Origin of the sequence: Brachybacterium atlanticum (assembly GCF_025669985.1) — a bacterium.
Lineage (GTDB): Bacteria > Actinomycetota > Actinomycetes > Actinomycetales > Dermabacteraceae > Brachybacterium > Brachybacterium conglomeratum.
In genome coordinates, this window is the sequence record NZ_JAKJJW010000008.1 from 1 (window position 1) to 19,115 (window position 19,115).

Consider the following 19,115-nt stretch of genomic DNA (forward strand, 5'->3'; position numbering starts at 1 on the left):
GCTCCGGCGCGCCCGCGGGCGCCGAGGCGGCGTCCGACGCCGATGAGCCCGCCGCCGCGCGGCCCGAGCCGGAGGCCGAGCGGGCCCCGCGCGAGCTCGAGACCGACGCCCTCGTCCAGGACCTCGCCGACCGCCTGCGCCGGCTCGGCCTGCTGGTCGAGCGCGACTTCGGCCTGTCCGCGGACCGGATCGAGCTCGCGCTCGGCCACCCGGACATGCCCGGCCGACTCCTGCTGGCCGTGGACACCGACGGCGCCCACTACGTCGACACCCCCAGCCAGCGCGAGCGCGACCGGCTGCGGGCCGAGCGCCTCGAGGCCGCCGGCTGGGCGACCGAGCGCGTGTGGTCCTGGGCCCTGTTCATCGACCCCGACGGGGAGGCCGAGCGGATCCGTCGCGCCCTGGACCGGGCGCTGCGCCTGGTCCAGGAGGAGGAGAGCTCCGACTCGCCCTCCGGCGTCGGCACGATCCGCCATCGCCTGCCCCGCCCCCAGATTCCTGCCGGTCATCCGCTGAGCTTCTACTCCAGCGACGACTTCGACGCGGTGGTGGAGTACATCTGCTCCGATGGCCGCGCCCGGCTCGAGGAGCACCTGGCCACCGAGGTGCGCAGCTTCCTCGGCTTCGAGCAGCGCTCCGTGCTGCTGGATGTCTCCGTCTCCAGCGCGATCCGCCGCTACCAGGAGCGGCAGTGAGCACCGGCTCCCCGGCCGACGGGGAAGCGTCGGCCCGCGGGAGAGCGGCGAGGCCCGCCCGCCGGGTCGTCGTCTCCTCCGTCACCGGTAAGCCGATCGACTGGGAGGCGCAGGACGCGTCCACCCCCGCCGCCTCCCGCGGGAAGGAGCCGAAGGTGCTCCCGGACCGCCTCGCCGAGGACGCCCCCGAGCCCGGGGCCGACGAGTCCAACGACGCCCGCCTCAGCGGCGACGTGCCCCCGCACTGGGGGTGCTGAGGCGGTGCACGAACGGGCGCTGGGTGCCCGACTCGGTCAGGGATGGACGATCAGGCGAAGTCCCTCGTCCTCCGAAGGCTCCTCGATCAGACCGGCCAGGTGGGTGTTCCCCGCCAGCTCCACCTCATGTGCATACGCCGTGCCCGCCTCGGTCCGGGCTCGGGCCCGTCGGGTGGACTCCTCGAGCGGGGTCGTCAGACGGTGCAGCAGCACCTCGGCGCCGGCCCGTCGGGCCCGCGCGATCCCGTCGGCCCGGCGCTCCCGCGACCAGGCGTTCCAGTCCAGGATCGCGTTGCTCCCCGTGCGCAGCACCTGCTCGGCGATGTCGCCCAGCAGTGCCCTCACGACGGCCGCTCGCTCGCCGTACGCCGTGTCCTCCACGGTGAGCTCCGGATTCAGACGCAGCATCCACTCGTCCAGCGTCAGGCGCACTGCGGGCGACTCCGCCTCCAGGCGGCGGGCGAGGGTGGACTTCCCCGAACCGACCAGACCGCACAGGAGATGAAGACGCGGTCGAGCGGTATCGGGGCCGGATGCGTCACTCACGCCGTCGACGATATCGGTGCTGGCGCTGCGCCTCCGTAGGCTCGGGCCATGACGGACACCGCCGCCGCCGACACCGACCTCCCGCGCCACCGCAATCCGCTCGGGAACCTCCTGCGCGGCGCGCTGATCGGGGTGGTCGAGACCGTGCCCGGCGTCAGCGGCGGCACCGTGGCGCTGGTCACCGGGATCTACGACGAGCTGATCGAGGCGGGGCACCGGATCACCGCCGCCGCCCGTCGCCTCGTGACCGGGCCGGAGCGCGTCGTCGGAGCGCGTGAGCAGCTGCGCGGCGTGAACTGGCTGCTCGTGCTTCCGCTGCTGGTCGGCATGGCGGCCGCCGTCCTCACCATCGCCGGGCCTATCGCAGGTCTCGTCGAGGACCACCCCGAGACGATGCGCGCCCTGTTCCTCGGCCTCGTCGCCGGCTCCGTGCTGGTGCCAGTGCGGCTCTCCGGCGGGGCGTGGCGCGGAGCGGAGCTCGGCCTGTTCGCCCTCGGCGCGGTCGGCGGGCTGCTGCTGGCCTCCCTGCCCTCGACCTCCCTCGAGCCGAGCCCGTGGGTGGTCGCCCCCGCCGCCGCGATCGCCGTGTGCGCGCTCGTGCTGCCCGGCGTCTCGGGATCCTTCCTGCTGCTGAGCATCGGCCTCTACCAGCCCACCCTGCAGGCCGTGGACCAGCGGGACCTCGGCTACATCGCGTGGTTCGGGCTGTGGGCCCTCGTGGGGCTCGTGGTCATCGTGAAGCTCATGCGGATCCTGCTGACCCGTCACCACCGCGGCACGATGGTGGTGCTCGCAGGCGTCATGATCGGCGCCCTGCGCAGCCTCTGGCCGTGGCAGGACGTCTCGGGCGCCCTGCAGCGTCCGGGCGCGGACTGGCCGCTGATGCTGCTCCTCGCCCTCGTCGGCGTGGCGGCCGTGCAGCTGCTCGTCATCGTCGAGTCCCGCCTCGCCGCCCGTGCGTAGTAGGCCCGAGGGCGCGCGCCGGGACGGCCCCCACGGTCCGACGCCTGCGCCGTACCCTGGCGGCATGACTGACACGAGCACCGACAGCATCGACCTCTCCGCCGTCCGCGTCGCCCTGATCGGGGCCGGGAACATGGGCGGACCCGTCGGCAGCACCATGCTCGACGCCGGGGTGCGTCCCGAGAACCTGCGGATCGCGAACTCGAGCCCGGCCAGCAGCGAGCGCGCCGCGGAGGAGCTCGGCGCGACCGCCACCGCCTCCCGGGCCGACGCGGTCGAGGGCGCCGACGTCGTCGTCCTCGGCGTGAAGCCCTACCAGATCCTCGACCTCGTCGCCGAGCTGCGGGATGACCTCCCCGGCGGCGCTGTGGTGCTCTCCCTCGCCGCCGGCACCACCCTCGCGCAGATCCAGGACGCGCTCCCGTCGGGCGCCGCCGTCGCCCGTGCCATGCCGAACACCCCCATCTCGGTGGGGGAGGGGGCTGTGGGCCTCATGCGCGGCGACGCCGTCTCCGACGAGCAGCATGCGCTGCTGCACGCCCTGTTCTCGAGCGCCGGCGTGGCCGTGGACATCACCGAGGAGCAGGTCCACGCCTTCATCGGCACCGCCGGCTCGATGCCCGCCTTCGTGTTCACGATCATCGAGGCGATGACCGACGAGGCAGTGCGGCTCGGGCTGAAGCGCGACCTCGCCGCCTCCCTCGTGCAGCAGACGGTGCGCGGCGCCGCGACCATGCTCACCGAGAGCGGCACCCACCCGGCCGTCGCGAAGAACGCGGTCTCCAGCCCCGGCGGCACCACCGTGCAGGGCCTCGCCGCCCTCGAGCGGGAGGGCGTGCGCGCCGGCGTCGCCGCCGCCATGGCCGCCGCGGCCGACTCCTCCCGCGCGATGAGCAAAGGCTGATCGACGTGCTGCGAGCTTGCGAGCGGCAGGAGATCAGCGGGGAGGGTGCTGGCTGATCGACGTGCTGCGAGCTTGCGAGCGGCAGGAGATCAGCAGGGAGGGTGCTGGCTGAGCTCCGACCGTCGCGCACGGCCGCCTGAGGGGAGGGGCGGGACCGGGTGCTGTGGGGAGGACTGTGGTGGACAGGCTCCTGGCGGCACGCTGTGGCACATATGCCGCAGCGTGTCACCGACGTCCCGTCGGCACCGGTCACCGTTGGCCCTCAGGCCGCGACACCGTCAGATGGTCAGCTGCTGGCGCGTGGCGTACCACTACGCCGATATAGGCATAGAGGCACGCCACGCGCCGGCACCTGACCACACCCCGCCACGCCAGGCCCGAAGCGGACCTGCCACGGCCGGTCCGGCCCCGGAAGCACTGGCCCAGGCCCGGGAGAGCCGGTGCTCGCCCTGGTCGGCGCGCATGGTGCCCGTGGGGATCAGGCGCGCTGGGAGAACTTCTCGATCTGGCCCGTGCGGCCGGAGACGATGAGCAGGTCGTGCGCGGCGACCACCGTCTCCGGCACCGCATAGGTGAAGTCCTTGCCCGGTGACTTCACGCCCACCACGGTCACGCCGAAGCGCTTGCGGATGTCGGAGTCGGCGAGGGTCATGCCCTGCACCTCGCGCGGCGGGCGCATCTTCACGATCGCGAAGTCGTCGTCGAACTCGATGAAGTCCATGAGGTGGCCGTTGACCAGGTGCGCCACGCGCTTGCCGGCATCGGCCTCGGGGTAGACGACGTGGTGGGCGCCGATGCGCTGCAGGATCCGGCCGTGGGCGGGGGAGATCGCCTTCGCCCAGATCACGGGCTTGCCGAGGTCCACGAGGTTCGTCGCGATCAGCACGCTGGACTCGATCGAGGTGCCCACGCCCACCACCGCGGTGCGGAAGCCGCCGGCACCGACCTGCTCGAGCACCTCGGGCTGGGTCGCATCGGCCCTCACCACGTGGGTGAGCTGGCCGGAGTACTTCTGGACGAGGTCCGGATCGGTGTCGATCGCGAGCACCTGCGTGCCGAGCTTCTCGAGGGTCAGGGCGATCGCGGCGCCGAAGCGGCCCAGGCCGATCACGAGGGCGCCCTCGTCGCGGGCGGTGCGGGGCATGTCGGCTCCTTCAGGTCGGGCGCGGTCGGGGATCGAGTCGGGCCGGCTCAGTCTAGGCCGGTCCGCGTCGGGGCTCAGCCCACGATCGGCCGCTCCTCGGGGTACTGGATCATCCGCACCCGGGAACGGACGGCGAGGGCGGCACCCAGGGCCATCGGCCCGAGTCGTCCCACGTACATGCACGCCGCGAGGACGGCCTTCGCCTCGGTGGGCAGCGACGGGGTGATCCCGGTGGACAGCCCCACGGTGCCGAAGGCGGACAGCGACTCGAAGAGCACCTGGTCCAGCGAGTACGGGGTCATCCGCAGCAGCACGAAGGACGCCGCGAACACGATCGCGGCGCTCATGACGAGCACGCCGATGGCCTGGCGGATCGTGTCGTGGGGGATGCGCCGGCCGAACACCTCGACGTCGGGGTTGCCCCGGATCTCCGCCCAGATCGACAGCATCAGCAGCGCGAAGGTCGTCACACGGATGCCGCCCGCAGTGGAGCCGGAGCCGCCGCCGATGAACATCAGCAGGTCCGTCAGCAGGCGCGACTCGGTGGTCAGCTGGCCCACGTCCAGCGTCGCGAAGCCACCTGATCGCGGCATGATCGCGGCGAACCCGGCGGCGAGCACCTTCGTGCCCACGTCCTCGTTCCCCAGGGTGGCGGGGTTGGACCACTCCATCGTGAGATAGCCGCCGAACCCGACCACCAGCAGCAGCGCCGTCGTGGTGAGGGTCAGCTTCGCGTGGACGCTCCACTTCCGCGGGGTGCGCAGCTTCCGCACCACCACCAGGATCACGGGGAAGCCGAGGGAGCCGACCAGCACGGCGAGACCGATCGGGATGGTGAAGAACGGGTCGCCGAGGTACTGCGCGGTGCCCGCGGCCTCGGGCACGAAGCCCGCGTTGTTGAAGGCGCTGATCGCATAGAACAGACCCAGGAACAGCGACTCCCCGACCCCGTGCTCGGTGACGAACATGTACGGGGTCAGGGCCACGAAGGTCGCGATCTCGAAGGCGGTGGAGGTGATGAGGATGACCCGCAGCACCCCGCCCACCTCGGCGAGCCGCTCGGCGCGGGTCTCCTGCGCGGTGATCACCCGCTGGGCGAGACCGAGCCGGTGCATCACCGAGATGCTCAGCAGGGAGGCGACGGTCATCAGCCCCAGGCCGCCGAGCTTCACCGCGACCATGATCACGGTCAGCCCGAAGGTCGACCAGTGGGTGCCGGTGTCGACGGTGACGAGGCCGGTCACGCAGATCGCGGAGACGGCGGTGAACAGTGCGTCGATGAGGTCGGTGCCCTGACCGTCGCGCGTCGCGATCGGCAGCGAGAGGAGCGCCGTGAACACGCCGATCAGCAGGGTGAACACGCCCAGCGCAATACGGGCCGGGGTCGCCTTGGACAGCGACCTGGCGTGATCGCGCAGGCCCTGCCGGCGGGCGCGCGGGGCAGGGCCGGACAGCCGCCGGCGGGTGGGCCGGGTACCCCGTTCGGTCATCGCATCCCTCGTCCTCGTGGCGACCGGCGGTCGCGTCCGCGGCAGTCTAGACCCGTCCCGCGCGAACACCCGTCCCTCGCGATCATCGGTACGCTCACCCCATGCCCGCCGACGTGCCCGCCCCTGCCCAGGTCCCCGCCCCCGACGGCATCGGGATCGTCTGGGACGACGCCCTGTGCGAGTACGACTTCGGGCCCTACCATCCGATGGCCCCGATCCGGCTCACGCTCACCCGGATCCTCGCGGGCGCGGCCGGGGTGCTGGACCGCGAGTGCGTGCGGACCCTGCCCGCCCCCGTCGCGAGCGACGAGGAGCTCCAGACCGTCCACGACCCCGCCCTGGTCCAGGCGGTCAGGCGGTCTTCGCCCGGCTTCGAGGGGCTGACCGCCGAGGACCTCGACGAGCTGATCTCCTTCGGCATCGGCGGCGACGACGTCCCGCCCTTCTCCGGCATGCACACCGCCTCCGCCCGCATCGCCGGCGGCTCCCTCGCCGCGGTCGACGCGATCCTCGCCGGCCACGTGCGCAGCGCGGTCAACGTCGCCGGCGGCATGCATCACGCCAAGCCCACCAGCGTCTCCGGCTTCTGCGTCTACAACGATGCCGCCCTCGCTGTGCGCCGGGCCCTGGACGCGGGCGAGGAGCGGGTGATGTACGTCGACGTCGACGTCCACCACGGCGACGGCGTCGAGCGCGCCCTGTGGGGCGAGCCGCGCGCCGTGACCCTCTCGATCCACGAGACGGGGGAGAGGCTCTTCCCCGGCACCGGCTTCGTCCAGGACACCGGCGGACCCTCCGCGCAGGGCACCGCGATCAACGTCCCGCTCCCGCCCCGCACCACGGCCGACGGCTGGGTGCGGGCGATCCGTGCGACGGTCCCCGCCCTGGTCCGGGCGGTGAAGCCCACGCTGCTGGTCACCCAGCACGGCGCCGACACCCACCGCAGCGACCCGCTGGCCGACTTCTCCGTCACCCTCGAGGCGCAGCGCGAGGTGATGATGCTGATGAAGGAGCTGGCCGACGAGGTGTGCGGCGGGCGCTGGCTCGCCCTCGGCGGCGGCGGGTACGCGGTGATCGACGTGGTCCCGCGCTCCTGGACCCACCTGCTCGCGGTCGCGACGGGCGAGCCGATCGACCCGGCCGCCCCGCTGCCGCAGGAGTTCGTCGAGGCGGCCGACCGCGCCCGCACCGAGCACGGCCTCTCACCGGAGCCGTCGGTGCGGCGCTTCGGCGACGACCGCCCCCTGGCCGTGCGCGACTGGGAGCACGGCTTCGACCCCGAGGACCCGCTCGACCGGGCGGTCCAGGCAGCGCGCCGCGGCGCCTTCCCCGAGTGGGGACTGCACCCCTTCCTGGACTGAGCGGTCCCGGGACGGGCCGGCCGATCCGTCGGCCCCGCCTCGCCGGCACGACCCGGGTTCCAGGGACGACGCTCCCGACGACCTGCCACAATGACGTGCAGGCGCCCCGTGCCCGGGGCCCGCACTCGACCATCCCGGGGGAGCCATGACCGATCGGACCACCCAGGTGCTCGACACCTTCGCGGAGCACCTGCGCACGCTCACGCTGCCGCTGCCCGTCGAGGGCGCCGAGGCCGCCCGCACCGAGGCCAGCGCCGCCCTCTCCCAGCTCGCCGACCACGTCACCCCCCGCCTGGCCTCCCTCGACGCGCCGCTGCTGGTCGTGATCGGCGGCTCCACCGGCGCCGGCAAGTCCACGCTCGTCAACGCCCTGGTCGGCGCACCGGTCAGCCGCTCCGGCGCGATCCGCCCCACCACGCGCCGGCCCGTGCTCCTCCACCATCCGGCCGACGAGCCCTGGTTCACCGGCACCCGCATCCTCCCCGGCCTCGCCCGCGTCCACGGAGGCACGAGCCCCGGCGCCGCCGATGCCGAGGCGCCCGGGGCGCAGGACACCACCGGCGACGTGGACCCCGCGACCTCGCTGGCCCTCCACGCCGAGGAGCGGATCCCGCAGGGCCTCGCGCTGCTGGACGCCCCTGACATCGACTCGGTCGCGAAGGGCAATCGCGAGCTCGCCCGGCAGCTGCTGCGCGCCGCGGACCTGTGGCTCTTCGTCACCACCGCCAACCGTTACGCCGATGCCGTGCCCTGGGAGGTGCTGCGCACCGCCGCCGAGCGTGACGTGACCGTCGACGTGGTCATGAACCGCATCCCGGACCGCGACGGCGTGGCCGAGGAGCTCGCCGCCGACCTCACCTCCATGCTCGAGCGGCAGGGCGTCGAGGTGGACCGACTCTTCCTGGTCCCCGAGACCACGATCGACGACGACGGCATGCTCCCGCCCGAGGTGATCGCCGAGCTCGCCGCGCATTTCGCCGCGCTCGCGGCCGACGGGGAGGGACGGCGCCGCATCGCCCGGCGCACCCTCGCCGGCGCCGTCGACGGCCTCGCCGCCTCCGCCCACGACATCGCCGAGCACGCCGCGCTCCAGGACGACGAGCGCCGGCGGCTGCGCGAGGAGGCCGTGGCCGCGTTCTCCGGCTCCCGGGAGCGGATCGACGCCGCCCTCGGCGACGGCTCCCTGCTGCGCGGCGAGGTGCTCGCCCGCTGGCAGGACGTGGTGGGGACCGGCGAGTTCTTCCGCGGCGTGGAGTCCTTCGTGACCCGCGCCCGGGACCGCCTCGGCCAGATGCTCTCGGGCCGCCCCGCCCCCGCGGTCGAGGCCGAGCAGGCGCTCGGCAGCGGACTCGTCCACGTCGTCGTCGACGAGACGGCGCGCGGCGCCGAGCGGGCCGACGCCGCCTGGCGCGCGAGCGCCGCCGGACGCTTCCTCGCCGAGGGCCAGGACCTCACCCGGATCGACGAGGGCTACCCCGAGCAGGTCCGCGCCGCAGTGCGCGCCTGGCAGGGCGACGTGCTCGAGCTGGTCCGTGCCGAGGGCGCCGACCGCCGCACGAAGGCGCGGGTGCTCTCCCTCGGCGTGAACGTCGTCGGCGTCGCGCTGATGGTCGTCGTCTTCGCCTCCACCGCCTTCATCCCCACCGGCCTCGAGGTCGGCGCCGGGGCCGCGACCGCCGTCGTCGGCCAGCGGCTGCTCGAGGCGATCTTCGGCGACGAGGCGGTCAGGCGCATGGCGAAGGCCGCCCGGGAGTCGCTCACCGGCCGGCTCGACGCCCTGGTCGCCGAGCGCTCCGCCCCCTTCCTCGACCGGCTCGACGCGCTCGGCGACGACGACGCCGCGGAGGAGCTCGAGGCCGACGCCGAGGCGCTCGCCGCCCTCGCCCGCGACATCCGGGAGGAGACCCGATGAGCCTCCGCCGCCCCCGCACCACCCCGCTGCACGAGCGGCTCGACGCCCTGGACCGGGCGCTCGCCGCGCTCGACGGGATCGCCCCTGGCGAGGCCCTTACCGGAACGACCGAGCTGCTGGAGAGGATCGACCGCCGCCGCGCCCTCTCCGCCGAGCACACCGTGATCGGACTGTTCGGCGCGACCGGCTCCGGGAAGTCCTCGCTGCTGAACGCCCTGATCGGCAAGGACGTGGCCCGCGCGGCGGTGCGCCGCCCCACCACCTCCGCGCCGCTCGCCGCCGTGCTCGGCGACGCGGGCAGCGAGGCGCTGCTGGACTGGCTCGAGGTCGAGGAGCGCCACGCCCTCGACGAGGGCACGGCGCTGGCCCGGGCGGCCGACAAGCCTGCCCGCGGCCGTCGTGCCCGCCGCACCGACGCCGGCACTCCCGGCGTCGTGCTGCTGGATCTGCCGGACCTCGACTCGGTCGAGTCCGCCCACCGCGACATCGCCGAGCGCATGACCGGGATGGTCGACGTGATCGTCTGGGTCACCGACCCGCAGAAGTACGCCGACGCGCTGCTGCACCACGAGTTCGTGCGTCCCTTCGCCGGCCACGACGCCGTCACCGTGCTGGTCCTGAACCAGGTGGACCGGCTCCGCGAGGCCGAGCGCGAGGGTGTGCTCGCCTCCCTCGCCGCGATCGCCCGCGCCGACGGGCTCGGGAGCGCGCCCGTCCTCGCCGCCTCCGCCGAGACCGGGGAGGGGATCGAGGAGCTGCGCGAGCACCTGCTCGGCATCGCCCGCAGCCGCGAGGCCGTGGTCGAGCGGCACCGGGCCGACGTGCGCGGAGCCGCCGCACGGCTGCGCGAGGCCGCGGATCCCGGCGGCATGGCCGAGCGCTCGAGCCCCGCCGCGATCGACACCCTCGCCCGGGACCTCTCCCTCGCCGCCCGGGTCGAGCCCGTCGCGCGCGCCGTCGGCGGCTCCTACCGCCATCGGGCGGCGCGCCGCGTCGGCTGGCCGCCGCTGCGCTGGATCCGCTCCGTGCGCGCGGACCCCCTGGCCCGGCTCGGCATCGGCCGAGGTCGCGACGGGGAGGGCCTCGAGCGCACCTCCCTGCCCGCCCCGGACGCCGCGGCCTCCGCGCGCGCCTCCGGGGGCGTGCGCCGATTCGCCGACGACGCCTCCGCCGGCGGCAGCGATCCCTGGCGCGCCGCCGTCCGCGCCGCGGCCCGCTCCGAGGAGGAGGCGCTCCCGGACGCCCTGGACCAGGCGGTCGCGGAGGCGGACCTCCGCGCGGGGGAGACCTCCTGGTGGTGGCGGGTGCTGGACGTGCTGCAGTGGCTCGCGCTGCTGATCGGCGTGGTGGGCCTCGGCTGGCTGGGCCTGAACGCCGCGCTCGCCTTCCTCGGGGTGCCCCCGCCGCCGATGCCGATGGTCGAGGAGCTGTGGATCCCGATCCCCCTGCCCACGGTGATGCTGGTCCTCGCGATCGCGGCGGGGATCCTGCTGGGGGTCGCAGGCTCCGCGATCGCCGCGATGAGCGGCGCGTGGCACCGTCGTCGGGCCCGGCGCCTGCTCACCGCCCGGGTGCGGGAGACCGCGCAGGACCTCGTCGTCGAGCCGGTCGACGAGACGCTGCACCGGGCACGGCAGGCTGCGAGCGATCTCGCACGCGCGCACGGTGAGTGAGGCGGCGGGACGGTGTAGAGTGGATCGTCGACCGTGGCGTCGGCCGGGCGTCGGCCCGGGAGACTGCTCAGCCTGCCCCGCACGCTGACCGGCCGCGCATCTGAGATCCGCAGCATCACACCGCAGGCTCGTCCTGCAGAACAGAGGCTACCTATGGGTTCTGTCGTCAAGAAGCGACGCAAGCGCATGTCCAAGAAGAAGCACCGCAAGCTGCTTCGCAAGACCCGTCACCAGCGCCGCAACAAGAAGTGAGCGACGCCTGACATGCGAGAGCCCCCGCCGCATGGCGGGGGCTCTCGCATGTCAGGCGCTGCCGGTCGGGCGGGCATGCGGCCGGTCCGGTGCGCGCCTCGGGAACGGGGCCCGTGGGCCGCGACCGCGCGGGCCGTGGGCCGCGGCCGGCGGGCGCCGGCGCCCTGCCGCGATCCTCAGGCGCGGCCGGCGAGGCGGCGCCACCAGGGCCAACGGCGCAGCGCGGTGCGCAGCTGCTCAGCATCGACCCGGTAGCGGGCGTGGACCTTCCCGTCCACGATGATGACCGGCACGTCGTGATCCCACTGCTCGCGCAGACGCTCGTCGGCGTCGATGTCCCGCACCTCGACGGCGGTGCCGGCGCGATCGGCCTCGGCCCGCACCACCGGCAGCGCGTCGTCGCACAGATGGCAGCCCTCCCGCGTGAGGTACAGGACGCGGGCGTCGGGATCGCTGGGGGAGGGGACGTGCTGCGAGGTCATGAGCGGCACCATATCGGGCGGAGGAGCGGACGGATGACGGGGACGACGACGGGCCGCCCGCATGCAGCGGACGGCCCGTCGGACCAGGCGGCGCGGGGCGCCCCGGAGAGCAGGAGATCAGGCCGCGGTCGGCGCGGTGAACTCGGCCTCGATGGAGATCTTCACGGAGTCGGCGACGAGCACGCCACCGGCCTCGAGGGCGGCGTTCCAGGTCAGGCCGAACTCCTTGCGGGAGATGGTGGTCTCGCCGGTGAAGCCCGCGCGGTAGACGCCGAAGGGATCGGTCGCGGCGCCCTCGTAGGCGAAGTCGAGCTCGACCGGCTTGGTGATGCCGTTGATGGTCAGCTCGCCGTGGAGGGTGTCGCCCTTGAGCTCGGTGGAGCGGAAGGTGATCGTCGGGTTGTTCTCGACGTCGAAGAAGTCGGCGCTCTTGAGGTGCGCGTCGCGGTCGGGGTTGGAGGTGGAGACCGACTCGGTCTTCAAGGTCGCGGTGAAGGCCAGGTCCTCGCCGCCCTCGGCGACGACGAGCTCGCCCTCGACATCGGTGAACTGGCCGCGGGCCTTCGAGATGCCGGCGTGGCGCACGGTGAACGCCACGGAGGTGTGGGCGGGGTCGAGGGTCCAGGTGCCGGGGGTGAGGTCGCTCATGGGATGTCTCCTTCTGGTGGTGGTCCGGTGGTGACGGGCGGCGGTCGGGCTGTTCCGCACCGTATTGCTTGAAAGCTAAACTAAAATGGGGGATGATGGCAAGAGGAAGAGTCCCCGGAAAGAGGAAACGTGATGCATGACACGACGTCAAGCGAGGAGCAGGCGGTCGCGGCGGCTTCGGTGAGCCCCGCGGTCGATGGCGCGCAGGACGAGGCGGACCGCGCCTCGACGCCCGAGGAGCTGTGGCTGACGGCGAAGGAGCAGGAGGCGTGGCGCACCTTCCTCTACGCCACCACCCTGCTCACCGACCGGTTCGGCGACGCGCTGCAGTCCGACCCCGAGATCGGCCTGGCGCTGGGGGAGTACGAGATCCTGGTGCGCCTGAACGAGGCCGAGGGCGGGTTCCTGCGCATGTCCGAGCTGGCCGACAAGGTCGTCCACTCCCGCTCCCGCCTCACCCACACCATCACCCGCATGGAGAAGCGGGGCCTCGTCGAGCGCGTGCGCTGCTCCTCCGACGGTCGCGGCCGACAGGCCCAGCTGACCGCCGAGGGCCAGGCCCTCCTCGAGCGCGCCGCGCCCACGCACGTGCGCTCCGTCCGCGATCTCCTGCTGGACGTCATCGGCCACGACGACCTGCTCGAGCTCGGCAGGATCCTCGGCCGGACCATCGCGGAGGACGCCCCGATCGCCGTCGGATGTCCGGCACCTCACGAGGACGCCCCGGCTCGGAGCTGATCCGGAGGTGGGGTTGGTACCGTGAGGCGGCTCGCGAGAGCCTGCGACAGCGAGAGGGAGCCCCCAGCGATGACCACCACCACGGTGCACCTCGTCCGCCACGGCGAGGTGCACAACCCGGAGCGCATCCTGTACGGGCGCCTGCCAGGATACCGGCTCAGCGCCCGTGGTGAGCAGATGGCGCAGCGCGTCGGCGAGCACCTCGCCGGCGCCGACGTCGCCCTCGTGCGCTCCTCGCCGCTGCTGCGCGCCCAGCAGACCGCCGCCCCGATCGCCGCCGCGCACGACCTCGAGATCTCGACGGACCAACGCCTCATCGAATCGGGCAACCGCTTCGAGGGCCAGCGCATGGGCCACGGCGACGCGAAGCTCACCGACCCGCGCAACTGGCGCTGGTTCGTCAACCCCTTCCGCCCCTCCTGGGGCGAGCCCTACCGGGAGCAGGTCGCGCGCGTGGTCTCCGCCGTGCACGAGGCCCGCGCCGAGGCCGAGGGACGCGAGGCCGTGCTGGTCCTGCACCAGCTGCCGATCTGGGTCACCCGGCGCAGCGCCGAGGGCAAGCCCCTGTTCCACGACCCGCGCCGGCGCGAGTGCGGCCTCTGCTCGGTGACGAGCCTGCGCTTCGTCGGCCCGCACCTGTCGGACGTCGGCTACGCCGAGCCCGCCGCCGCCCTCTACGAAGGCGCCGTCGACGCGACCGGAGGGAAGCTCACATGAGGACCCCGCGCCCCGTCCCGAGCCGGCGCGGCCTCCTCCGCGTGGCCGCCGCGGCGCCGCTGGGCGTGCTGCTGGCCGCCTGCGGGACCGACACCTCCGACCGCTACGCCTCCGGGGAGGCCGGCTACGTCTCCGGTGACGGCGTCTCGGTCGAGATCCCCGCCGCCGAGCGCGGCGAGGCGATCGCCTTCACCGGCACCACCTTCGACGAGGAGCCGGTCGACCTCGCGGACACCCGCGGCGAGGTGCTCGTGCTGAACGTCTGGTACGCCTCCTGCCCGCCCTGCCGCAAGGAGGCCCCGGACCTCCAGGCCATCCACGAGGAGTACGCCGAGAAGGGCGTCTCCTTCCTCGGCATCAACGTGCGCGACGCCGCCGGCCCCGCGCAGGCCTTCGAGGAGAAGTACGGGATCACCTACCCCTCCGTGCCCGACACCAGCGCGGAGATCATGTACGCCCTGCGCGGCCAGGTCGCCCCGAACGCCGTCCCCTCCACGCTCGTGCTCGACCGCGAGGGGCGCGTCGCCGCCCGCATCTCCGGCGCCGCCGACCCCTCCGTGCTCCGCGCGATGATCGACGCGGTGGTCGCCGAATGATGCTCGCCGAGATCGGGGCCGCCTTCCAGGCGACCGCCCTGTCCGGATCGCTGCTGCTCGCGATCGCCGTCGCCGCCGCAGCGGGCCTGGTCGCCTTCCTCTCGCCGTGCGTGCTGCCGGTGGTCCCCGGCTATCTCGGGTACGTCTCGGGCCTCGCCGGACAGGGCCCCGGCCCCGCTCCCGCCGCGAAGGGCACCGGCCGCCGCGCCGCCCGCCCGCAGCGGCCCGGCACCGGGCGGATGCTCGCCGGCTCCCTGCTGTTCGTGGCCGGCTTCGCGGTGGTGTTCATGGCGCTCGGCGGCTTCGCCGGCGCCGTCGGCTACCTCCTCCAGGAGCACGCCGTGTGGATCAACCGCGTCGCCGGCGCGATCGTGATCGTCATGGGCCTGGTGTTCATGGGCCTGATCCCGGGGCTGTCGGCCACGAAGCCGATCTCCTCGAAGAAGCCCGACGCGGGCCTGCTCGGCGCACCGCTGATGGGGCTGGTGTTCGGCCTGAGCTGGACCCCCTGCATCGGCCCCACCTACGCCGCCATCGTGGCGCTGTCCCTGGACGGCGGCGGCGACGGCGCGGCCGTGCGCGGCGGCGTCCTGGCGCTGGCCTACTCCCTGGGCCTCGGCATCCCCTTCGTGCTCTTCGCGCTGCTGTTCGAGCGCGCGCTCGGGCTGAGCAGGAAGCTGTCGGCCCACCGCCGCAGCATCGGCCTGCTCTCCGGCGCGCTGCTGATCGCGATCGGCGTGCTCCTGATGACCGGGGTGTGGGCGAGCTGGATGAGCGAGCTGCAGGGCCTGATCGCGACCTTCGAACCGGTGGTGTGATGAGCGAGAAGAACCCCCGTCCGGACCGCGGCGTCCGGACCGACGACGCAGAGCGTCCCGGCACGGGCCCCGCCGAGGCAGGCGCCGAGGCGAGCGGATCCGGCACGGGCCCGTCGGAGTCCGGCAGCTGGTCCAGCAAGCCCGAGGTCGACGGGAAGCGCGCCGCCGTGCCCTCCCTGGGCCTGCGCGGCACGCTGCTGTTCCTGTGGCGGCAGCTGACCTCCATGCAGACGGCGCTCGTGCTGCTCATGCTGCTGGCCGTCGCCGCGATCCCCGGCTCGCTCTACCCGCAGCGCAGCGTGAACCCGGCCCTGACCGAGCAGTTCCTCGAGGAGAACGGCCGCTGGGGCGAGATCCTGGACGCGCTGGGCTTCTTCGAGGTCTTCTCCTCGCCGTGGTTCTCCGCGATCTACCTGCTGCTGTTCATCTCCCTGATCGGCTGCATCGTCCCGCGCGTCGGCGTGCACCTGAGGCAGCTGCGCGCGAAGCCGCCCCGCACCCCCTCCCGTCTGACCCGCTTCACCGGGTACACCCGCCTCGAGCTGCCCGGCGCGCAGGCCGACTCCCTGATCGAGACGGCCCATCGCAGCCTGCGCCGCTCCCGCTACCGCACCGAGGTGCGCGAGGAGAAGGCCGGCCGCTCCGTCAGCGCCGAGCGGGGGCTGCTGCGCGAGACCGGCAACCTCCTGTTCCACATCGCGCTGGTCGGCGTGCTGGTGTGCATCGCCGGCGGCACCCTGACCAGCTACCGCGGACAGGTCACGGTGGTCGAGGGCGGCGGCTTCGCGAACTCCCTGACCCAGTACGACTCCTTCGAGTCCGGGGCCTGGTTCGACGAGAACGACCTGCCCGACTTCCGCTTCACCCTCGAGGATTTCCGCGCCACCTACGTCCAGCCCGGCGAGGCGGGGAAGGTCGGCGAGCCGCGCTCCTTCGAGGCCGACGTGCAGGTGACCACCCCCGGTCAGGAGCAGGAGTCCCGCACGGTCCAGGTCAACAAGCCCCTGCACGTCCCGGGCGCGTCGATGTACCTGCTCGGCAACGGCTACGCCCCCGAGATCACGGTGACCGACCCCGAGGGCACCGTCGTCGCCGAGGGGCCGCTGATCACCGTCCCGATGGGGGACACGAACTACACCTCCCAGGTGGTGCTCAAGGCGCCCGACGCCCAGCCCGAGCAGACCGCCGTGGTCGGCTTCTTCCTGCCCACCGGCACCATCGACGAGCAGGGACCGCGCTCCCTCTACCCCGACGCGCTGGACCCGCAGCTCGCCCTCACCGTCTACCAGGGCGACCTGGGCCTGGACTCCGGCGTGCCGCAGAACGCCTACGAGGTGGACCTCACCACCCTCACCCAGGTCCCGGGGGAGGACGGCGACCCGGTGCTGATCCGGCTGTACCCCGGCCAGGAGTACAGCCTCGCCGACGGCACCACCGTCAGCTTCGACGGGCTGAAGCGCTACGCCGCCTTCGACATCGCCCACAACCCCTTCGAGCGCTGGATCCTGATCAGCGCGCTGGTCGCCGTCGGCGGCCTGATCCTCTCCCTGTTCGTGCCGCGCCGGCGCCTGTGGGTGCGGGTGCGGGAGCAGGGCGGCACGACCGTGCTCGAGGTCGCCGGGCTCGCCCGCAGCGACGATCCCGCGCTCGCGGACGACGTGAAGGCCCTGGCGTCCCGGCTCTCGGAGGCGCACGATGGACAACGGCTCCCGGACGCCGCACCGTCCGGGCACCCCGAGGCGGACGCCTCGGGCGGACCCCGAGAAGGAAGTGCCCAGTGATCAACCAGCAGCTGGCAGAGCTCTCGAACCTCGCCATCGTGGTGACGATCGTGCTCTACGTGCTCGCCCTGATCGGCTTCGGCGCCGATCTTGCCTCGTCCTCCCAGCGCCGCAGCGACGCCCGCCTCGCCGCCCAGGAGCGAAAGGAGGCGCAGGAGAGGGAAATGAGCCCCGCGAGCGTCGGCGCCTCGGGCGCCGAGGCGGCGGGGGCGACCGCCGTGGGCGGCACCGCGGTGGTCGCTCGCCCCGGCGCAGCGAGCGCCGGCTCCACAGGCTCCGGCGCCGGCGGCTCGGATTCCCTCGCCCCGGGCACCGCCGGTACGGGCACCGCGGGGGAGGCTCCCGCCGCGTCCGGCGGCATGTCCGCGCAGCGCTTCGCCTTCCTGCTGGCCTCCGCCGCGACCGTGCTGCACCTGATCGGCGTGATCTCCCGTGCGCTTGCCACCCAGCGCGTCCCGTGGGCGAACATGTACGAGTTCGCGACCACCTCCACCGCGATCGTGATGGTCGCCTTCCTCGCCTTCAGCGTGCGCCGCACGGAGCTGCGGGCGCTGGGCACCTTCGTCGTCGGCCCCGTGCTGCTCGTGCTGCTGCTCGCGCAGACGTTCTGGATCGTGCCCGCTGCCGAGCTCACCCCGAGCCTCCAGAACTCCCACTGGATCTACATCCACATCGGCGTCGCGATCATGGCGACGGCGCTGTCGATCCTCGGCGCGGTCGTCGCCTCGATGCAGCTGCTCCAGGCGAAGCACGAGCGCGTCCTCGCCGAGCGTGCCGCGACCGAGGAGTTCCCCGAGCACTGGGGCCGCTTCGGGCACGTGCTGGACCGCCTGCCCTCCTCGTCCTCCCTCGAGGCGCTGAGCTTCCGCATCCACTCGGTCGCGTTCGTGTGCTGGACCTTCACCCTGATCTTCGGGGCGATCTGGGCGCGCGAGGCCTGGGGCCGCTTCTGGGGCTGGGACCCCAAGGAGGTGTGGACGTTCATCATCTGGGTGATCTACGCGGCCTACCTCCACGCCCGCGCCACCGGCGGCTTCCGCGGCTCCCGTGCAGCGGGCCTGGCCCTGGCCGGCTTCGTCGCCGTGGTCTTCAACTACACGATCGTGAACACGGTGATCAACGGCCTGCACTCCTACTCCGGTCTCGGCTGAGACTGCGGCCAGGGGAGGCCGTCCGGCCTCGGTTGATTCTCCGGCCTCGGCCGGTGCTCCGGTCCTGGCTCTGCCCGCGCGAGCAGTTCATCGACGATCCGTTCCAGGACCTGGAACGGATCGTCGAAGTGTTTCCGGCCGCCGCAGTGCGGACGAGGCCAGGGCCGCAGCGCGACGAGTTGATCGACGTCAGGTACCAGCTTCCTGGTACCTGACGTCGATCAAGTCTGTGCAGCGGTGGTGCGGCCGGGGTCGGTACCTGCGCACGTGCAGTTGGTCGACGTGGAGTACCACCTTTCTGGTACCTGGCGTCGATCGACTCCGGGGGAGAGCTCGGCAGAGCTTCGCAGAGCGGTCGCGGCAGACACCCGGTGACCGGTCCGGTCGGCAGGACACGGCATGCGACGCGCCGAAGCGCGGATCGCCGAGGCGACTCTTCCCGGCCCGGCCTGCTCAGGCGCTGCGGCCGGTGTCGGTCCCGCTGTCGCCGGGGCCGTCGTCGGGCTCGCCGGAGTCGCCGGGGCCTTCGCCGCGCTCGCGACGCTCGCGACGCTCGCGGCGGATGTCCTCGTCGAGCTTGCGCAGGAACTCGGGATCCTCGTCGGGGGCGAGGGGGCCGTCGCGCCGCGGACCGGGACTGCCCGAGGAGCCTCGGCCCCAGGAGCGCTCCTTGCCCACGAACAGCCAGGTGAGCGGTCCTACCCAGGGGATCAGCACGATCAACGCGATCCATGCCCATTTCGGCACACCTCTGACCTTGTCGTCCTGGGTCTGCACACAGTCGGCGAGTGCGAAGACGGTCAGGGCGATCGAGAGGACTGCCAGGATGCCGCGGGCCATGGGGACAGTCTAGGGCGCGGACCTGGGACGGGGCCGGGGACTGTGGACCGGACCGGGGACCGAGCGGGAACGCGGGACGGGACCGGAGAAAGGCAGGGCTGCCCGTCGCGCCCGCGGCACGGCTCGCGGCCCGCAGTCCCGCGGCGT

At 73.4% G+C, this 19,115-nt stretch carries 20 protein-coding genes; 14 read left to right on the top strand and 6 right to left on the bottom strand.

Annotated features, from left to right (window positions below):
* Together L3K22_RS05470 and L3K22_RS05475 are read left to right on the top strand one after the other, a co-directional pair.
* The coding region (locus L3K22_RS05470) for a PDDEXK-like endonuclease domain-containing protein (protein ID WP_505661134.1) at window positions 1–695 on the top strand (695 nt) is incomplete at its 5' end.
* Complete coding sequence (locus L3K22_RS05475) at window positions 692–952, top strand: hypothetical protein (protein WP_263310507.1); 261 nt, start codon at window positions 692–694, stop codon at window positions 950–952. The genes L3K22_RS05470 and L3K22_RS05475, both read left to right, overlap by 4 nt.
* Before the next feature lie 36 nt (window positions 953–988).
* On the opposite strand, the gene L3K22_RS05480 is transcribed toward L3K22_RS05475, so the two are convergent.
* Window positions 989–1,498 carry a P-loop nucleotide/nucleoside kinase family protein gene (locus L3K22_RS05480; protein ID WP_263310508.1) on the bottom strand — a complete coding sequence of 170 codons (510 nt, stop codon included), beginning with the start codon at window positions 1,496–1,498 and terminating at the stop codon, window positions 989–991.
* Window positions 1,499–1,546: 48 nt separating this feature from the next.
* Between L3K22_RS05480 and L3K22_RS05485 the strand changes: the two genes are divergently transcribed.
* Window positions 1,547–2,461 carry a DUF368 domain-containing protein gene (locus tag L3K22_RS05485; RefSeq protein ID WP_263310509.1) on the top strand — a complete coding sequence of 305 codons (915 nt, stop codon included), beginning with the start codon at window positions 1,547–1,549 and terminating at the stop codon, window positions 2,459–2,461.
* Between the two features lie 64 nt (window positions 2,462–2,525).
* A complete protein-coding gene (gene proC / locus L3K22_RS05490; protein ID WP_263310510.1) occupies window positions 2,526–3,365 on the top strand; it encodes a pyrroline-5-carboxylate reductase in 840 nt (279 codons plus the stop codon).
* 478 nt (window positions 3,366–3,843) lie between these two features.
* Here the strand turns inward: proC and L3K22_RS05495 are convergent, their stop codons facing one another.
* Together L3K22_RS05495 and L3K22_RS05500 are read right to left on the bottom strand one after the other, a co-directional pair.
* Window positions 3,844–4,509, bottom strand: a complete 666-nt coding sequence (locus L3K22_RS05495) for a potassium channel family protein (protein ID WP_263310511.1) — start codon at window positions 4,507–4,509, stop codon at window positions 3,844–3,846.
* A 74-nt stretch (window positions 4,510–4,583) separates the two neighbouring features.
* Window positions 4,584–5,999, bottom strand: a complete 1,416-nt coding sequence (locus tag L3K22_RS05500; RefSeq protein ID WP_263310512.1) for a TrkH family potassium uptake protein — start codon at window positions 5,997–5,999, stop codon at window positions 4,584–4,586.
* Window positions 6,000–6,100: 101 nt separating this feature from the next.
* Here L3K22_RS05500 and L3K22_RS05505 point away from each other — a divergent pair, with 101 nt between their 5' ends.
* From L3K22_RS05505 to L3K22_RS05520, 4 genes are all read left to right on the top strand, one after another.
* The gene (locus L3K22_RS05505) at window positions 6,101–7,360 is read left to right on the top strand and encodes an acetoin utilization protein AcuC (RefSeq protein WP_263310513.1); all 1,260 of its coding nucleotides are present in this window, start codon (window positions 6,101–6,103) and stop codon (window positions 7,358–7,360) included.
* A 145-nt stretch (window positions 7,361–7,505) separates the two neighbouring features.
* Window positions 7,506–9,272 carry a dynamin family protein gene (locus L3K22_RS05510; RefSeq protein ID WP_263310514.1) on the top strand — a complete coding sequence of 589 codons (1,767 nt, stop codon included), beginning with the start codon at window positions 7,506–7,508 and terminating at the stop codon, window positions 9,270–9,272.
* Complete coding sequence (locus L3K22_RS05515) at window positions 9,269–10,945, top strand: dynamin family protein (RefSeq protein ID WP_263310515.1); 1,677 nt, start codon at window positions 9,269–9,271, stop codon at window positions 10,943–10,945. The genes L3K22_RS05510 and L3K22_RS05515 overlap by 4 nt, the downstream gene beginning before the upstream one ends.
* A gap of 153 nt (window positions 10,946–11,098) precedes the next feature.
* A complete protein-coding gene (locus L3K22_RS05520) occupies window positions 11,099–11,197 on the top strand; it encodes a 30S ribosomal protein bS22 (RefSeq protein WP_019174583.1) in 99 nt (32 codons plus the stop codon).
* A 176-nt stretch (window positions 11,198–11,373) separates the two neighbouring features.
* Here the strand turns inward: L3K22_RS05520 and L3K22_RS05525 are convergent, their stop codons facing one another.
* On the bottom strand, window positions 11,374–11,679 hold the full coding sequence (locus L3K22_RS05525) for a glutaredoxin family protein (protein WP_263310516.1): 306 nt from the start codon (window positions 11,677–11,679) through the stop codon (window positions 11,374–11,376).
* Window positions 11,680–11,796: 117 nt separating this feature from the next.
* Window positions 11,797–12,327 (bottom strand): YceI family protein, encoded by a 531-nt coding sequence (locus L3K22_RS05530; protein ID WP_263310517.1) that lies wholly within the window; start codon window positions 12,325–12,327, stop codon window positions 11,797–11,799.
* Between the two features lie 132 nt (window positions 12,328–12,459).
* Here L3K22_RS05530 and L3K22_RS05535 point away from each other — a divergent pair, with 132 nt between their 5' ends.
* The 6 genes from L3K22_RS05535 to ccsB all read left to right on the top strand — a co-directional run bounded on the left by L3K22_RS05535 (window position 12,460) and on the right by ccsB (window position 18,128).
* A complete protein-coding gene (locus tag L3K22_RS05535) occupies window positions 12,460–13,065 on the top strand; it encodes a MarR family winged helix-turn-helix transcriptional regulator (protein ID WP_263310518.1) in 606 nt (201 codons plus the stop codon).
* A gap of 69 nt (window positions 13,066–13,134) precedes the next feature.
* Window positions 13,135–13,782, top strand: a complete 648-nt coding sequence (locus tag L3K22_RS05540) for a histidine phosphatase family protein (protein WP_263310519.1) — start codon at window positions 13,135–13,137, stop codon at window positions 13,780–13,782.
* Window positions 13,779–14,378, top strand: coding sequence for a TlpA family protein disulfide reductase (locus L3K22_RS05545; protein ID WP_263310520.1), 600 nt, complete (start codon window positions 13,779–13,781; stop codon window positions 14,376–14,378). Before L3K22_RS05540 ends, L3K22_RS05545 begins: the two co-directional genes overlap by 4 nt.
* Window positions 14,375–15,196: a cytochrome c biogenesis CcdA family protein gene (locus L3K22_RS05550; protein ID WP_263310521.1), complete on the top strand. Its 822-nt coding sequence runs from the start codon at window positions 14,375–14,377 to the stop codon at window positions 15,194–15,196. Before L3K22_RS05545 ends, L3K22_RS05550 begins: the two co-directional genes overlap by 4 nt.
* Window positions 15,196–16,977: a cytochrome c biogenesis protein ResB gene (resB, locus tag L3K22_RS05555; protein ID WP_263310522.1), complete on the top strand. Its 1,782-nt coding sequence runs from the start codon at window positions 15,196–15,198 to the stop codon at window positions 16,975–16,977. Before L3K22_RS05550 ends, resB begins: the two co-directional genes overlap by 1 nt.
* On the top strand, window positions 16,974–18,128 hold the full coding sequence (ccsB, locus tag L3K22_RS05560) for a c-type cytochrome biogenesis protein CcsB (protein WP_263310523.1): 1,155 nt from the start codon (window positions 16,974–16,976) through the stop codon (window positions 18,126–18,128). Before resB ends, ccsB begins: the two co-directional genes overlap by 4 nt.
* 453 nt (window positions 18,129–18,581) lie before the next feature.
* Here the strand turns inward: ccsB and L3K22_RS05565 are convergent, their stop codons facing one another.
* On the bottom strand, window positions 18,582–18,968 hold the full coding sequence (locus L3K22_RS05565; protein WP_263310524.1) for a PLD nuclease N-terminal domain-containing protein: 387 nt from the start codon (window positions 18,966–18,968) through the stop codon (window positions 18,582–18,584).
* Window positions 18,969–19,115: the final 147 nt, after the last annotated feature.

Bases quoted from the DNA above. Each gene is read 5' to 3' on its own strand.
- L3K22_RS05485 (WP_263310509.1), top strand. From the start codon at position 1,547: ATGACGGACACCGCCGCCGCCGACACCGACCTCCCGCGCCACCGCAAT.
- proC (WP_263310510.1), top strand. From the start codon at position 2,526: ATGACTGACACGAGCACCGACAGCATCGACCTCTCCGCCGTCCGCGTC.
- L3K22_RS05495 (WP_263310511.1), bottom strand. From the start codon at position 4,509: ATGCCCCGCACCGCCCGCGACGAGGGCGCCCTCGTGATCGGCCTGGGC.
- L3K22_RS05500 (WP_263310512.1), bottom strand. From the start codon at position 5,999: ATGACCGAACGGGGTACCCGGCCCACCCGCCGGCGGCTGTCCGGCCCT.
- L3K22_RS05505 (WP_263310513.1), top strand. From the start codon at position 6,101: ATGCCCGCCGACGTGCCCGCCCCTGCCCAGGTCCCCGCCCCCGACGGC.
- L3K22_RS05510 (WP_263310514.1), top strand. From the start codon at position 7,506: ATGACCGATCGGACCACCCAGGTGCTCGACACCTTCGCGGAGCACCTG.
- L3K22_RS05515 (WP_263310515.1), top strand. From the start codon at position 9,269: ATGAGCCTCCGCCGCCCCCGCACCACCCCGCTGCACGAGCGGCTCGAC.
- L3K22_RS05520 (WP_019174583.1), top strand. From the start codon at position 11,099: ATGGGTTCTGTCGTCAAGAAGCGACGCAAGCGCATGTCCAAGAAGAAG.
- L3K22_RS05525 (WP_263310516.1), bottom strand. From the start codon at position 11,679: ATGACCTCGCAGCACGTCCCCTCCCCCAGCGATCCCGACGCCCGCGTC.
- L3K22_RS05530 (WP_263310517.1), bottom strand. From the start codon at position 12,327: ATGAGCGACCTCACCCCCGGCACCTGGACCCTCGACCCCGCCCACACC.
- L3K22_RS05535 (WP_263310518.1), top strand. From the start codon at position 12,460: ATGCATGACACGACGTCAAGCGAGGAGCAGGCGGTCGCGGCGGCTTCG.
- L3K22_RS05540 (WP_263310519.1), top strand. From the start codon at position 13,135: ATGACCACCACCACGGTGCACCTCGTCCGCCACGGCGAGGTGCACAAC.
- L3K22_RS05545 (WP_263310520.1), top strand. From the start codon at position 13,779: ATGAGGACCCCGCGCCCCGTCCCGAGCCGGCGCGGCCTCCTCCGCGTG.
- L3K22_RS05550 (WP_263310521.1), top strand. From the start codon at position 14,375: ATGATGCTCGCCGAGATCGGGGCCGCCTTCCAGGCGACCGCCCTGTCC.
- resB (WP_263310522.1), top strand. From the start codon at position 15,196: ATGAGCGAGAAGAACCCCCGTCCGGACCGCGGCGTCCGGACCGACGAC.
- L3K22_RS05565 (WP_263310524.1), bottom strand. From the start codon at position 18,968: ATGGCCCGCGGCATCCTGGCAGTCCTCTCGATCGCCCTGACCGTCTTC.